Raw genomic sequence first — 15398 nt, 5'->3', positions numbered from 1 at the left:
GGCCTCATTCTTCGTTGAATTATCAGACCCCTTCAGAGTTTGCAGCGGGATGGCGAAACGGAGCATACGGGAGTAAATCAACCGACATTACTAACTGATTATTGTGTTTAATACTGGGGGCAGGTCAAGATTTTGATAAGTAATTTTAAATATATATGGCAATGCGTCTTAACTAACTTTATCATTTTATTTGTTCTGTTATAAAGTAAATGCTCATCTCTGCATCTTTCTATTGCTACACTGCCACAGATGTTGTAATTAGTGGGGCGCAATTAAAAGTGGCTCCAATTATTTTATTACAATTAGTTGTATCTTAACCATAAGTTGAAATTATTTTTAGCTTTATTTGATTCATTGTGTGGAGAGAAATTGCATAGACCTAAACCAGTTAAAGACGTTTGTTACTGTTGCGGAAACTTCAAGTTTAACTCGTGCAGCTAATCGACTCTTTCTTAGTCAACCAGCGGTTAGCGCGCATATAAAATCTCTTGAAAATGAATTCAATATACGCTTGTTTAACAGAACACCAAGAGGAATGGAGCTAACTCCTCTGGGGATAGTTATGTGTGATGAAGCGCGGCAGGCTCTGGCTGCGGCCAGTAATTTTATACAAAAAGCGCGGTCTTTGAATGATACGGGTACATGCACGATAGGAACTATTTCTATGCCTGTGATATTGAATCTGCCTGGTGTGCTATCTGAGCTTCGCAAACGTCATCAGGACGTGAAACTGACTATTTATCAGAATATTTCAGGACATATTATTGAAGCAGTTGCCAGTGGAGAAATGGATGCAGGATTTGTTATTGGCGATATAAATGAAAAGTGCCTGGGTGTAATGCCTGTTTCACCGATCACGCTTTGCATTGTTGGACCATGGGCATGGCGAGATAAAATCCAGGCTGCGGAATGGGAAGATATACCTAAATTCCCGTGGATTTCAACGCCTGAGAAATGTTCATTCTCAACTATTAGTCAGCGATTCTTTGAGTGCCATAATGTAACCCTTACACCCTCCATTGTCGCTGATCAGGAGAAAACGCTCACCGAAATGGTATGTCTTGATATGGGGCTAACACTGATGCGCGAAGATATTGCATTAACAGCACAGGAGTCCGAAAAGTTATTTATATGGCCTAAAGCGAAGACAGTCAGTCAACTATGTTTTATCTGGGCCAGGAGCAGAGAGTCTTCACAGGTAGTTAATGCACTCATTGATTCGGTGAAGGCCCTCTGGAAGCAGACTGCTTAACTTTGACCTGGCACCATTTTATTTAGTGAAAGTTTAGCCTTCGCCAATTTACGTTGATTAAGATTATTTAGAATGAGTGCCGATGCGGTTATCCCGGCACCCCCCAACTGAATCGTTGAAGGAACAACACCGCTCAGTGCTGACACAATAAACGCGGTTACGGGAACTATGTCCATGAACAGAACACCATTGGTAGGAGTAATGATTTTATTTCCGATGTTCCAGCACAGAACAGCCAGTAAGCCTGCAACCAAAGCCATATATAACAAATGTGGTGTTACGATACTGATAGCCGGGAGCGTCGGAGCAGCAATCTTTCCATTAAAAATAAGAATAATATCGATTGCAATAACGCTAATCATGCCCAGAAGTGTCGTCATCGTGGTGTAACGTACCGGACTCCAGTCAGGGAAATAGCTCCCGCCGACGGTATATAGCACCCAGCATAGCGCCCCGGTGATAAGTAATAAATTAGCGGTCATATTTAATGGCGAGTTTATAACTTCCTCAATATTACCATTCGTGATAACCATCAATACGCCGGCAAAAGACATAAGTATGAAACCGAAGGTACTTACATGCGGGCGGTTTTTTTTCAGCAACCATACTGTCAACAGACCTAGCATTGGCATTGTGGCCATCATTATTGAAGCAGTCAGCGCGCCAGAGGCTCCGGCCATTCTTTGGCCAAGGAAAACCAGAAATCCAAAACCAGCAAAACCCAAAGTACCGAATAACCAGGCTAAAACCCAGCGTTCTCCTTTGAGAGTAAATCCATCGATCCCTTCCCGGGACGCAAGGATTATTGCGAATGCCAAACCCGCAATACTATAACGTATAGTTGTAAAATTAAAAGGGTCCATATATTGCAACGCATCGGTCATTACAGGGAACATAGCCCCCCAGGAAATCGTTGCCAGTAAACAGTAAATAATTCCTTTTGAATATCTATTGTTCATACTAATAATCCTTTTGTTACTATATTGAGAAATTGTGATGTTAAACGTTAAGTATATTATTTCATCATTAAGGAGGTATTTCTATTCATAAATATCTATACCTCCATCAAATTTTTTTATAAGCAAGAGCAAAGAGGATGCTTATGTTGCAGATAACATACTTATGACTTTATTAATGCGGACTTTTCCGCTAGGGCTGTAAGGTATATTCTCAACCTTTTTTGCCTGAATATTATTAATGTTGCATTCTTTAAGTTTTTCTATAACTTGTAATATTGTATTATTTGTTTTGTCATTCTTTTCTTGTTTAGTGCTAAAAATACATTTAACACTGGCAGCTTCATCCTCGATAACGGAAATAATAGCTACGTCAGAAATACAGGGAAGCGCCCGGATTTTTTCCTCCAATTCATACAGGTTTTCTTGTGTGTTAATATCTCTATTTCGATTCATCAAATAAAGTCTGCCTTGATCATCCAGATATCCGTGATCTGCCATCAGAAAATATTGGGTGCCTTCAATGAAATGAAAAGGACGAGTACTATCAATATATTCATCCATCAACATATAGCTGGCAATAGCAACCCGCCCATTAATTCCTGCCGCTACAGGTTGAAATTTTTCATCAAGAATGGCTACCTGGTTACCTTCAAAGGCTCTGCCAACGCTTCGGGGGTAATTTTCCATGTCGGCAGGCTCTGATAAAACATTGACGCCAGTCTCAGTACATCCATAATATTCATAGAAAACAGAGCCAAATGTCTCTATTGCCTCTCGTTTGCTTTTCTCTGAAAAATAGCTTCCGCCAACAAGTATCCAGCGAGGATTGAACGTTAAGGATTTTTTGTTTTTTAACCCGATTAGATAGTTTACCAGGTTAGGTGTCATAACACTTGTCGTTACGTTAGGATGTGAAAGTGCGTGTACGATGCTATCCTCATCATCTTGATCTGCGATAAAAATCGTACTTCCCAAACCCATAAATATCCTGGCCCATCCGTTTCCTGCCGCGTGATATAATGGGAGTATAAGTAAAAAACCATCTCTGGAACTAAAACGATACCGCTCAGTGAACCAGGCAAACCGACGTGAATCAAAGGATTTATAGCGTAATGCTATTTTAGGCAGTGAGCTGGTCCCTGAAGTTAACGATACAGTTCTGAATGGCGGGGCAGTATGATCTTTTATTAATGAATCAACATCATTTCCATGATATTCGCCAATGCTATTTACTATGGGATCTGTTAAGGCACCTATGGCTAATATATTACTTCCTGTTGTGCCGAAAATATTTAACTCTTCCGGGGTAAATAAGTTATGTGAAATGAGCAAAATATCCGGCCTGATTTTTCTTATCAGGGTGGCTAGTTTGTCCACTGGCAAAGAGTAATCCAGCCCATTGGCAGAAATGCCCAGAGTAGAAAAAGCTGCAAGCCAACAAATAATATCAACATTATTTTTAGAGATATAACACGCTGAGCTTATTTTATCTTTGTTATACATTTTCTTTATAAATATTACACGTGACTCTGTTAGTGAAACTATTTGTTGCCATGTGAAATTTATGCCTTTATCTACAATGCAGATTTCCTGGCTACGATATGAGGAAATTTCTCTAAGTTTTTTTAACGTGAGCATTTTAAATGCTTTTAGTGAGGGTAAACTGATGACAGTTGAATATAGAAACTCAGGCAGCAATAATGAGTAATCCTTTTTCTTCACAATCTCTTATTTTCTGTGTAATGCTTGCGTTGATAGTGTCGCCCGGGAAAGCAATGGGTACCCCTGGAGGATAAGGGATAATAAACTTATCTGAGATACTATTAACCTTAAATTCTTCGGAAATGGCAGTGCACTTACTTAACGACAGTAAGGCATTAAATAAGGCATTAACTGCTTCTTTATTAATCCCACTATGGAAATTAAGTAGTAGACATTTGTTCAATACTCTTTTAATGAATATGTTTTGTCTTAGTAGCTTCTCTTTTATTATGAAAGGGTCGCCTAAAGGCTTAACGTTGATAATTAATTTGGTTGGATCGTGATGTATATGTGGTTGGTCTTGAAATACGCTGAATTCAGTATCAATTAAAGAAAGATTAGCGTCAGATTTTATCATTTCGACGAATGTGCTGACTAACTTTCTGGAATACGAAGCCATTTCATTACCATACTGTCGAAGATAATACTGGGCCCGGTCCAACGATGCGAGAATAGAATAGTTAGGCGATGTTGTATGTATTTTAAATTTAGCGACTTCAATTTTCTGAAACAAATCAGGTTTCCCTTTACAATGAATCAATGAAGCCTGGCGGAGACAAAATAGTGATTTATGTGCCGAGTGGGTACATATTATCTCCAGGTCAGGATACTGTTGAATAATAGAATCAACATTCATCACAGTATAAGGTTGTGTATCTTCACTGAAGTAATTAAGGCTTCCCCATGCTTCATCAATGAAAAATTTACGAGTCCTCACTCCTTTTTCTAAAAGATGCAAAAGCACAGAGGGGATGTCGTAAATGAGACCTTCGTAGGATTGAGCAGTTAAAATGATTAAGCCATAACCTTGCCCTGCTGATTGTTTAGACAGGATTTTAGTGGTGAGGTTTTCTATTGACCACGCTTTTAGTTGTCCGTCTTCAGCGTTGAGATCGGGGCAAAGGTAATCTACTTTTGCGCCGAGAGCCTGACAATGAAAATGTATGGATTGATGACAATTTCTATCGATAAGAATATTCTCATTCTTATCAAACAATGCTGTAATAGCTATCTGATTGGCAACACTTGTTCCACCTGTAATATAAAAAGTGTTATCGGCATTATAGATTTTCGCGGTAAGTTTTTGTGACTCGTTAATGACTCTGGCAGGGAAGAAAAAGCTATCAAAAGCCTCGTCAGTGATAGTGCTTTCTAAACAAATATCTTGCTCTTTATTAAATGGAAGAATATCACTTTTACCAAAGCTTGAAATGGGTAGAGCATGGAACGAATAGATCTGCCTTTGATAAATTTGTTTTAAGGAATTAACTAATGGTGTTTCTGCGGGCTCGAATGAGGTGATGCTATTTTGCACTTCATTTTCCTTAATGTTAGTAAGCAATCAACGTAAATATGCTATGCCTTCCGGAGAAATGAAATTCGCCTTTTTTGATAAGGTTATAAATATAATTTATACCGTACTGCTGTCGCTTAAAATATAACCCGTCATTGCTGATGAGGGAATATTTGTAGCGCGAAGATAATAAAATGGAAATTAGGGTTATTGGGTGTGCGTATATGTATATTACTTAATTTTACTTTTGAAAAGTAGTTGTTATACTCTATGAATAAATCTGTTAAATAATGCAAGGGTATATAACGGTGGCTCATATTAATAGTTGATATTTATTTACTTTTTTATGAGTTATTTTAAAACGTACATTTATTAGAGACTGCTTGTGTTGAAAATTATCCTGGCGGAGGCGTTGTTATTACGGCCCCTTACCAGAATGCCTTTATAGAACGTTTACCCGGGCATATAGAACGGTAATGCTGGGTTTTTACTTATTCAGAACGCTTAACGAAGTACGGGAAATCACCGGACGCTGGCTGAACGAATATAACAGCGAACGGCCCCATGAATCCCTGAATCACCAGACGCCAAAGAGTACCGGCTGATGGCTGAATACCCGGAAATATCAAAAAGTGCGTGGAACTAAAAACAATCTCCTTTCAAAACCACGGCGCAGGTGTTCTGCCCTCTGGTATAGAAAAATCCCGCAGCAAAGGTGATCGCGAGACAACCGCCCAAACCGGTAGCCAGATATCGGGGACGGATATCTACATCAATCTGAACACGCAGGCTCGCCGTCCATCATATCCAGGCCTGCTAGTCGCAGCGAAAACACGGCGCACTATATCGATTGCTGGCGTAATGATTGCATTTCAGGGCAGCCGACACTGCGACGCCATGCGCCGGGTGCCAGGCCAAATTGACGCTTGAAGCTGCGGTTGAAGGACTGCTGGGAGTCAAAGCCCAACGCGATCGCCACGTTCAGAATCGGTTCGTCGCTGTGGGTTAAACGCTCAACCGATTTTTGCAGCTTTTGCACGCGAATATACTCCGCCAGGGTATACCCGGTATGTTCTTTGAATAGTCGCTGAAGGTGCCATTTCGAATAACCGGCTCGCCTGGAAACAGTGTTAATGTCCAGACGGCTTTCAAGGTTGTTGTCGATCCAGTCGAGTAAATCGTGAATAAATGCGCCAGTGTTCATCTTGTTTCCCCACGCAGCTTATTGAAAAGTATCTTTGTCTGTTGCATTTAAAGGTGACCCGCTTTTACATTAATTGCAAGTTTTATTGTTGCATTTAAATCCTTGCAGAAAACGCGCCTTTTACCTCTGCCTGGAATCGCACATAAAGTGTATCAATTATTCTTGCACTAAATTTAGCGCCTTCCTACAATCGCCGGGATAGTGTATTCGTAACTGTTACAGTTTTGTGGCGATGAACGACACAAATGGCCTTAAGCCAGCCCGGACAAAGGAAGTGGCGCGGTGTTTCCCGATGCGTCTTGCCCGGCGGCTACAATTACCGGATTAAAAAAATGAGCCTGCAAAAACCCTGGGTTAACTTTCATCTGCATGCGCTGGGAGCGATGTTGTTCTCCGTATTGCTCGCTGGGTGCGATGACGGCGTCGCGCAAAACGCCGTGCCACAAGCCCCCGCCGTCAGCGCCGCCAACGTGGTAGTGAAATCCATTAGTCAGTGGGATAGTTTTAACGGGCGGATTGAAGCGGTGGAGAGTGTTCAGCTACGCCCCCGCGTCTCCGGTTACATTGATAAAGTGAATTACACCGACGGCCAGGAAGTGAAAAAGGGCGAGGTGCTGTTCACTATTGATGACAGAACCTATCGCGCCGCGCTGGAACAGGCGCAGGCGACGTTGACGAGAGCCAAAACGCAGGCCAGCCTGGCGCGTAGTGAGGCTAACCGTACCGATAAATTGGTCAATACCAACGTGGTATCCCGCGAAGAGTGGGAGCAGCGCCGTTCGGTCGCTACCCAGGCGCAGGCTGACGTTCGCGCAGCGCAGGCGGCGGTTGATGCCGCGCAACTTAACCTGGATTTCACCAAAGTGACTGCGCCTATTGATGGTCGCGCCAGCCGTGCGTTGATAACCAGCGGTAATCTGGTCACCGCCGGTGACAGCGCCAGCGTGCTCACCACACTGGTATCGCAGAAGAAGGTTTACGTCTACTTTGACGTGGATGAGGCGACTTACCTCCACTATCAAAATCTCGCCCGCAACGGGCAGGGCGCGTCCAGTAATCACGTGGCGCTACCGGTTGAGATTGGCCTTGTTGGCGAGGAGGGTTACCCCCACCAGGGCAAAGTGGATTTTCTTGATAATCAGTTAACGCCGACTACCGGCACGATACGTATGCGCGCGCTTTTAGATAACGCGCAGCGTCAGTTCACGCCGGGACTCTTTGCCCGCGTACGCCTGCCGGGCAGCGCTGAATTCAAAGCCACGCTTATCGACGACAAAGCCGTGCTGACCGATCAGGATCGCAAATATGTTTATATCGTTGATAAAGAAGGTAAAGCGCAGCGTCGCGATATTACGCCTGGGCGTCTGGCCGCCGGTTTACGCATCGTGCAGAAGGGATTGGCCCCTGGCGATAAAGTCATCGTTGATGGTTTACAAAAAGTGTTTATGCCGGGTATGCCTGTTAACGCGAAAACCGTTGCCATGACCGCCAGCACCGCCCTCAACTGATCCCTTACCTGAGAATCCAATCTATGGACTTTTCCCGCTTTTTTATCGACAGGCCGATTTTCGCCGCGGTGCTGTCGATTCTGATTTTTATCACAGGATTAATCGCCATCCCGCTGTTGCCGGTGAGCGAATATCCTGACGTCGTACCGCCGAGCGTGCAGGTGCGCGCGGAGTATCCGGGTGCCAACCCAAAAGTGATTGCGGAGACTGTGGCGACGCCGCTGGAAGAAGCAATCAACGGCGTGGAAAACATGATGTACATGAAATCCGTCGCTGGCTCCGATGGCGTACTGGTGACGACCGTAACTTTCCGCCCGGGCACGGACCCCGATCAGGCACAAGTTCAGGTGCAAAACCGGGTATCACAGGCCGAGGCACGCCTGCCGGAAGATGTGCGTCGTTTGGGCATCACTACCCAGAAACAGTCGCCGACGCTCACGCTGGTGGTGCACCTGTTTTCGCCCGGCGGCAAATACGATTCGCTCTATATGCGTAACTACGCCACGCTAAAAGTGAAGGATGAACTGGCGCGTCTGCCCGGCGTCGGCCAAATTCAGATTTTCGGCTCGGGCGAATACGCGATGCGCATCTGGCTGGATCCCAATAAAGTGGCGGCGCGCGGGTTGACGGCCTCGGATGTGGTGACGGCGATGCAGGAGCAAAACGTACAGGTTTCCGCCGGGCAGCTCGGTGCTGAACCGCTGCCGAAAGAGAGCGATTTCCTCATCTCAATTAACGCCCAGGGGCGTCTGCACACGGAAGAAGAGTTTGGCAATATTATTCTGAAAACGGCGCAAGATGGCTCACAGGTTCGCCTGCGCGACGTGGCGCGTATAGAGATGGGCTCTGGCAGCTATGCGCTGCGTTCACAGCTTAACAACAAAGACGCGGTCGGGATTGGTATCTTCCAGTCTCCTGGAGCGAATGCTATCGATTTGTCTAACGCGGTGCGCGCCAAAATGGACGAACTCGCCACGCGTTTCCCGGAAGATATGAAGTGGGCGGCACCTTACGATCCAACGGTTTTTGTTCGCGATTCTATTCGCGCGGTAGTGCAAACGCTGCTGGAAGCGGTGGTGCTGGTTGTGCTGGTGGTGATCCTGTTTCTGCAAACCTGGCGCGCGTCGATCATTCCGCTGATCGCAGTGCCGGTATCGGTTGTGGGAACATTCAGCATTCTCTACCTGCTTGGTTTTTCGCTTAATACACTGAGTTTGTTCGGGCTGGTATTGGCTATCGGTATCGTTGTGGATGACGCTATCGTGGTGGTGGAAAACGTTGAGCGAAATATCGAAGAGGGGCTTGCGCCCCTTCAGGCGGCGCATCAGGCGATGCGTGAAGTCTCCGGGCCGATTATCGCTATCGCGCTGGTGCTGTGCGCAGTGTTCGTACCGATGGCATTTCTCTCCGGCGTAACCGGTCAGTTCTATAAACAGTTTGCGGTAACTATTGCGATTTCGACGGTGATCTCCGCCATTAACTCGCTGACGCTCTCTCCGGCTCTGGCTGCCTTGTTGCTAAAACCGCACGGCGCACCGAAAGACTTCCCAACCCGGCTGATTGATCGTCTGTTCGGTTGGCTTTTCCGCCCGTTTAACCGCTTTTTCCACCGTAGCTCGCACGGCTATCAGGGGCTGGTGAGCAAAACGCTCGGGCGACGTGGCGCGGTGTTTGTTGTTTATGTGCTGCTGCTCTGCGGCGCAGGCGTTATGTTTAAACTTGTCCCCGGTGGGTTTATTCCTACGCAGGACAAGCTCTATTTGATTGGCGGCGTGAAAATGCCGGAAGGCTCTTCGCTGGCGCGCACCGATGCGGTGATCCGCAAAATGAGCGAAATCGGTATGAATACCGAAGGCGTGGATTATTCGGTCGCGTTTCCGGGGCTTAATGCGTTGCAGTTCACCAACACGCCCAATACCGGGACGGTCTTTTTTGGCCTGAAACCGTTCGATCAGCGTAAACATTCTGCGGCGGAAATTAACGCTGAGATCAACGCTAAAATCGCGCAAATCCAGCAGGGCTTTGGTTTCTCTATTTTGCCGCCGCCGATTTTAGGGCTGGGGCAGGGGTCTGGCTATTCGCTGTATATACAGGATCGCGCCGGTCTTGGCTATGGTGCGCTGCAAAACGCGGTGAACACCATGTCCGGTGCGATTATGCAAACGCCGGGGATGCATTTCCCCATTTCAACTTACCAGGCGAACGTTCCGCAGCTGGATGTGCAGGTCGATCGTGATAAGGCGAAAGCGCAGGGGGTGTCGCTAACCGATCTGTTCGGTACGCTGCAAACCTATCTGGGATCGTCTTATGTGAACGATTTTAACCAGTTCGGGCGAACCTGGCGCGTGATGGCGCAGGCTGACGGGCCATTTCGCGACAGCGTGGAAGATATTGCGAATTTGCGCACCCGTAATAATCAGGGCGAAATGGTGCCGATCGGCAGTATGGTGAATATCAGTACCACATACGGACCGGATCCGGTGATTCGTTACAATGGTTATCCGGCGGCGGATCTGATTGGCGATGCCGATCCTCGCGTCCTCTCTTCTGCGCAGGCAATGACGCAACTGGACGAGATGTCCAGGCAAATACTGCCGAATGGGATGAATATCGAATGGACAGATTTGAGCTTCCAGCAATCCACTCAGGGCAATACGGCGCTGATCGTCTTCCCGGTCGCGGTTCTGTTGGCTTTCCTGGTGCTGGCGGCGCTGTATGAAAGCTGGACGCTGCCGCTGGCGGTGATCCTTATTGTCCCGATGACGATGTTGTCCGCGCTGTTTGGCGTCTGGCTGACCGGTGGCGATAACAACGTGTTTGTGCAGGTTGGTCTGGTCGTACTCATGGGGCTGGCGTGTAAAAACGCTATTCTGATCGTTGAGTTTGCCCGCGAGCTGGAGATCCAGGGCAAGGGTATCATGGAAGCGGCGCTGGAAGCTTGCCACCTGCGTTTACGCCCGATTGTTATGACTTCGATTGCCTTTATTGCCGGGACGATCCCACTGATCCTCGGCCACGGCGCGGGAGCCGAAGTGCGTGGCGTCACAGGGATCACGGTGTTCTCCGGTATGTTGGGCGTGACGCTTTTCGGTCTGTTCCTGACCCCCGTATTTTACGTTACGCTGCGTAAACTCGTTACGCGCAACAAGCCGGTAACGGACGTTTTGCCTGCATAGGTTGTTACCGATAATAAAAAACCGCCTTCATAGTAAAGGCGGTTTTTTTCGCAATCAGAAAACAATTATTGTGCTTTTTTATACCCGGCATCGATTTCAGGCACCGGATCGCACCCGCTGGTATCGGCTTTTTTTAACTCTTCCAGCGCGCTTGCCACGGTATGGCGAGCCAAAACCTCTAACGAAGCCTGCTCCGCTTCATCGGCGATAGATTTGAAGTACCAGCAAGCGTTGGCGCTGACCACGCAGCGAGCCGGTATGTCGGGGCGCGACGGCCACAGTTTTTTATCTTCTATTACAGAAATGTAGATATCGCGAAGGGTGATCTTTTCTGCCGGGCGACCAAGATGAATGGAGCCGTTGCGGCCAAGCGTTGAGACGATAATGCCATCACGCGTGAGCGGAACCATTAATTTACGGATAAAGCTCGCATTAGCTTCCAGGCCGTAGGCCAGAATTGCACTCGTTGAACGTTCACCCGATTGCTCCGCCATCGCTACGCTGAGAACCATCTGCAAAGCTGTTGGGAAGCGGTAATCTAACATTTTATTATCCTGGGTTACGGTGAATTTTGTTCTTTTTTGCACCGAAGAGGTGAATAATCAATCAGCAACAATATAACAAATACGGTAATTTTTTTGAAGCAATCTACGATTGACCTGGCACGGAAAAGCGTTTTCGACGCACCGGATAGGCGTAAAGTAACAATTACGCACTTTTTATTGTTCTCAAATTCAATGCTCCTGCCTGTCGTGCGCTACCAGCCGGTTAATCATTGTGTATCTCATCATGGCAACTAATAAAAATATTGCGGATAAATGCTGTTTGAATCGTCCTGTTATCCAGAATGTGCAGCGGCGTCACTGGTTTCTCCCCTTCCGGCCTGCTTTCCCCGAACCAGACCCGATTGCTGGTTCCCATGGGGGGATCTTTTGCGTGCTTTGGCTGCCGATTCATCACTTCGGCTTTGTTGCTATTGCTGACTAAGATGGTTATTATTTATGCCAACTCGATTCGTCACAGGTTGCTGCGATAAACAAGTTTTTTCCTTTTATTTCGAATAGTTACTGCCTTTTTTTTCCAAGTGAGCTTCCGTCACGATAACTTTTGCCCCGACACGCCTTTTCAACCTGTTACACCATTTCCCTCAAACCTGCCAAAGAGTAACTCCCTACGCAATATGGCTATTATCCTCCCATGCAGTCATCACCAGTACTCCTCAGTCGATAGTTCAGCGAATAAGCTTTTAAAAAGTCGCCGTATGTTTCACGAAGTTGATAAAATGTTGCATCAGGGGCATCTTTCAGTTCTTCGTACCATTTCCACCAGAACTAAAGGCTACGACTGATGTTTCGATTAGATTATGTAATGCTACCCGAAGTGTTCAATAATTTACCCATGATCATTGCATTGTTCTTTGCAGTATCATTAATTCCTGCCTCATTTAAAATCTATGCCCCTTGCTCTCCAAGATAAAAATACGGCAATTCAGTTTGGGAAACGCTATGGTCAACCTCATGGTTTTAAAAATTAAGGCTCTGGATATGCATAAACGGAGCTTTAAATTCTTTCAGGCTGATAACGGGGTCTGGCTAACCGATATTGTACCCTATCGATTATTCTGGAATAACAGATTTTAGTCTTCTGCTTGCTCAAGTTTATGGCGGACAGACTCATGACGCGCCATTTTTAACCACTCATCAAAATTATTAGCATACTCGTTATCCTCCCGACCAGCCGAAGCAAGGCATGAACATAATACACTTTCGGATCCCCAGACCACTCTTAACCATCGAAGCAAACAATATCATCCGAATAACGCCAGTTCGCGAAAGGTATTAACTTTTGCTCTGGATGTAGCCCCCTGACTTTCTTTCACCAAAAGTCAATATAATTTTGAACGCAATAAAATAACCACCATGGCTCTATATTTTCTAATCTATCGGCTGATACATAATCAATAAAGCTATCTGGCAAAGAAAAACCTGAATATAAGTAACGTTTGTACATAACAGCTCTGTCTGTCATTTATTTAGCTGACTGCATACGCACGACTTTCGCCGTTGCCGTTTCCATGCACACTCTGGCATTTTTTGTTGTGGTGTTTTACCTTCAGTCCGTGCAATATCCATAGCCTAACTACCATTGTTACTGAGTAGGCTTACTGCCTTCAGGCGGCTCTGCTTTTCTTTTTACTAAACATGCCAGGTAGCGATGCTGACACCAATCGAACCCTCTTTGTTAGCCTTCCTTTACCCCAAAAAGAAAATTACTCTTCAGATATTTCAGGCAAAGTATCTAATCGAAGAATAACTTCGGCATCTTCAACAATAGCATCAAAAAAAGTAGATAAGTTCATAGCATGTGTCCTGAGTCTCAGCAGAGCTGACACCATTGCAAGCTCGTTTCTTTTACCGTTAGCCTGGGAAAGTAACGTCACTTGTTCACTTAGCAGCCTGAGATAGTTTTCCATCTGCGCGTTTAGGTCAGATTCGTAATCAATGGATAGATCATTTTTATTAATAGGAATTGCACATTTTTCGTCCAAAATTGCGTCGAAACAACTTTTTATATCGTTGAGAAATAACGTATTCATTATTTGGGCAGTCTCCTTCCCTCTTTAACCGCAGCTTGTGTTTTCGAACTATTATAAGAACCATCGATGTTCAGAACAGCTTTAACTTTTCCTTTGCTATCAAACACCTCAATATGATCTTTATGAAGCCCATCAAGGTAATATTTATCGCCTTTAGTAATATAGTCTCCAATCGGTTTCTTCGCTTGATAAACACTCTGCCCTTGAAACATTTGGCTGGTCTTCTGAGTATTTTCTTTCATTTGGCTACCAAAGCCGGGCTGTTTGAAAAATTCCCCCATATTCCCTACAGCTCCCTGATTTGGTGTGTACTTGCCACCAATCGCTTTACTTACGCCTACAGTAGTGCTCGCAGCATTTGCTATCGCCGCATGTCCAAAAATACTGGCAAGTTCAGTATCTGTCTCTTCTGAACCCCCCAGCATTTGCGCACGATAAATCAGTGAGTTGATAGAGCCATCAAAATTTGATTGCGCACCACGAAGATTTATCCATTCCTGCTTCTCTGCCGTAGTCAGTGAGTCAATACCACCATTACGTGCTTTGGCTGCCAGTTCATCACTTCTGGCCCGTATATCTGCCTGCCATAGCTTCATTTCCTTCGCAACAGCCACACACTCTCTGACAGTTGAACAGGTATTTATCTGCTCCTGAACTTTGTCATACTCCTTGGCATAGCGCTCACGAACACTGGCTTTACAGCTACTGTTGTTGCCACAGGCAACCAGCTCTTCGCTACGACTTTTCTGTTGGGCTGCACTCAGCGCATTATTCTCAACCTCCACCCGTGCCGCATTGCCTGCGCTGACCATGCCTGCGGTATCGCCGGCCGCAACGCCGCCACCAGCGGCACTGACTGCGGCCACAAGGTTAAGCACCACCATCTTCTCATCCGGCGTCAGCTTATCCGCTGTTTTACCGTAAAGCGCTTCGGCGAATCTCTCAGCACCCGCTGACGCTATAAACCCGCCGATTGCGCCTGCGGTCGCATTGCCGCCCTGTGCTTTTGCCAGTGCGGCGGAAACAACGGTATGCAGCGCGATACGCGCCGCTTCGTTTTTCCCGGCCGCATCCTTAACCAGTTTTGCCAGCACGGGTGCAGCACCGGCCGCCATTCCACCCTGCACATTGCCGCCCAGTGCCCCGGCCAGCAGCCCGGTCATCGCGGAACTGGCCGTCCAGAACGGGCTGCCGATACCGTACTCTTTATCCACCGCTTTAAATGCCGGCGACGCGGTGACTTTGCTCTCAATCTCCGTGTCGCTCAGGCCGTTCAGCTCGCCGCGGGCCGCCATCTCGTCGCGAACCTGCTTTTTCGCCGCATCCAGCTTGCTGTCCATGTAGACCGTCATGGCCTGTGTACCCAGCGCCGTTGCCTGCTGCTGGATTTCCAGCTTGTCCTTAATCGCCTCTTTGTCGAAATTATTATCCAGCGCCTTATGCGCATTCGCCGTGTCGCGGCTCAGCGTCGCCACATCCTGCTGCTGCTTCGCCGGGTCACGGATAATGATATCGCCCGCGGCAACCGCGCTGTGCGTGGTGCTGCTGTCGCTTTCAGAGGCATGCGCCAGCGAGGCTGACGGTAATCCACCCGGTGTACCTTTGTAGCCACCGGATTGTCCCTCTTTCGCTGTTTCACCGGTTGTCG

Annotated in this window: 11 protein-coding genes and 2 pseudogenes; 6 read left to right on the top strand and 7 right to left on the bottom strand. The window is 46.5% G+C overall.

What is annotated here, in order from left to right; translation table 11 throughout:
* Positions 1-358 precede the first annotated feature (358 nt).
* Positions 359-544 (top strand): annotated as a pseudogene (locus ACTU3N_RS06955) (LysR family transcriptional regulator); the annotation flags it as partial.
* 18 nt (positions 545-562) lie between these two features.
* Entirely contained in the window at positions 563-1252 is a 690-nt protein-coding gene (locus ACTU3N_RS06950) for a LysR family transcriptional regulator substrate-binding protein (protein WP_443085411.1), read from the top strand.
* Here ACTU3N_RS06950 and ACTU3N_RS06945 read toward each other — a convergent pair.
* The 3 genes from ACTU3N_RS06945 to ACTU3N_RS06935 form a co-directional block, all read right to left on the bottom strand.
* Positions 1249-2211 (bottom strand): DMT family transporter, encoded by a 963-nt coding sequence (locus tag ACTU3N_RS06945; RefSeq protein WP_443085410.1) that lies wholly within the window; start codon positions 2209-2211, stop codon positions 1249-1251. The two genes, ACTU3N_RS06950 and ACTU3N_RS06945, sit on opposite strands and share 4 nt — an antisense overlap.
* A gap of 141 nt (positions 2212-2352) precedes the next feature.
* Entirely contained in the window at positions 2353-3933 is a 1581-nt protein-coding gene (locus tag ACTU3N_RS06940; protein ID WP_443085409.1) for a class I adenylate-forming enzyme family protein, read from the bottom strand.
* Positions 3899-5287 carry a hypothetical protein gene (locus ACTU3N_RS06935; protein ID WP_443085408.1) on the bottom strand — a complete coding sequence of 463 codons (1389 nt, stop codon included), beginning with the start codon at positions 5285-5287 and terminating at the stop codon, positions 3899-3901. The genes ACTU3N_RS06940 and ACTU3N_RS06935 overlap by 35 nt, the downstream gene beginning before the upstream one ends.
* 405 nt (positions 5288-5692) lie before the next feature.
* On the opposite strand from ACTU3N_RS06935, the pseudogene ACTU3N_RS06930 reads away from it, so the two are divergent.
* A pseudogene (locus tag ACTU3N_RS06930) lies at positions 5693-5912 on the top strand (integrase core domain-containing protein); the annotation flags it as partial.
* 195 nt (positions 5913-6107) lie between these two features.
* Here ACTU3N_RS06930 and ACTU3N_RS06925 read toward each other — a convergent pair.
* Positions 6108-6470, bottom strand: coding sequence for a helix-turn-helix domain-containing protein (locus tag ACTU3N_RS06925; protein ID WP_443085407.1), 363 nt, complete (start codon positions 6468-6470; stop codon positions 6108-6110).
* A gap of 332 nt (positions 6471-6802) precedes the next feature.
* Between ACTU3N_RS06925 and ACTU3N_RS06920 the strand changes: the two genes are divergently transcribed.
* Both ACTU3N_RS06920 and oqxB read left to right on the top strand, forming a co-directional pair.
* Positions 6803-7978 (top strand): efflux RND transporter periplasmic adaptor subunit, encoded by a 1176-nt coding sequence (locus tag ACTU3N_RS06920; protein ID WP_443085406.1) that lies wholly within the window; start codon positions 6803-6805, stop codon positions 7976-7978.
* Positions 7979-8001: 23 nt separating this feature from the next.
* Positions 8002-11154 (top strand): multidrug efflux RND transporter permease subunit OqxB, encoded by a 3153-nt coding sequence (gene oqxB, locus ACTU3N_RS06915; RefSeq protein ID WP_443085405.1) that lies wholly within the window; start codon positions 8002-8004, stop codon positions 11152-11154.
* 65 nt (positions 11155-11219) lie between these two features.
* Here the strand turns inward: oqxB and ACTU3N_RS06910 are convergent, their stop codons facing one another.
* Entirely contained in the window at positions 11220-11699 is a 480-nt protein-coding gene (locus ACTU3N_RS06910; protein WP_443085404.1) for an RrF2 family transcriptional regulator, read from the bottom strand.
* Positions 11700-11943: 244 nt separating this feature from the next.
* On the opposite strand from ACTU3N_RS06910, the gene ACTU3N_RS06905 reads away from it, so the two are divergent.
* Positions 11944-12141, top strand: coding sequence for a hypothetical protein (locus ACTU3N_RS06905; protein ID WP_443085403.1), 198 nt, complete (start codon positions 11944-11946; stop codon positions 12139-12141).
* A 1282-nt stretch (positions 12142-13423) separates the two neighbouring features.
* On the opposite strand, the gene ACTU3N_RS06900 is transcribed toward ACTU3N_RS06905, so the two are convergent.
* Complete coding sequence (locus ACTU3N_RS06900) at positions 13424-13750, bottom strand: hypothetical protein (RefSeq protein WP_443085402.1); 327 nt, start codon at positions 13748-13750, stop codon at positions 13424-13426.
* Positions 13750-15398, bottom strand: a 1649-nt coding sequence (locus ACTU3N_RS06895; protein ID WP_443085401.1) for a VENN motif pre-toxin domain-containing protein, incomplete at its 5' end; no start/stop codon positions are given. The genes ACTU3N_RS06895 and ACTU3N_RS06900, both read right to left, overlap by 1 nt.

It is taken from the genome of Vagococcus sp. WN89Y (assembly GCF_052220145.1).
GTDB lineage: Bacteria > Pseudomonadota > Gammaproteobacteria > Enterobacterales > Enterobacteriaceae > Kosakonia.
Note: the sequence above shows the minus strand (reverse complement) of the source record. Positions and strands in the feature narration are given on the sequence as shown.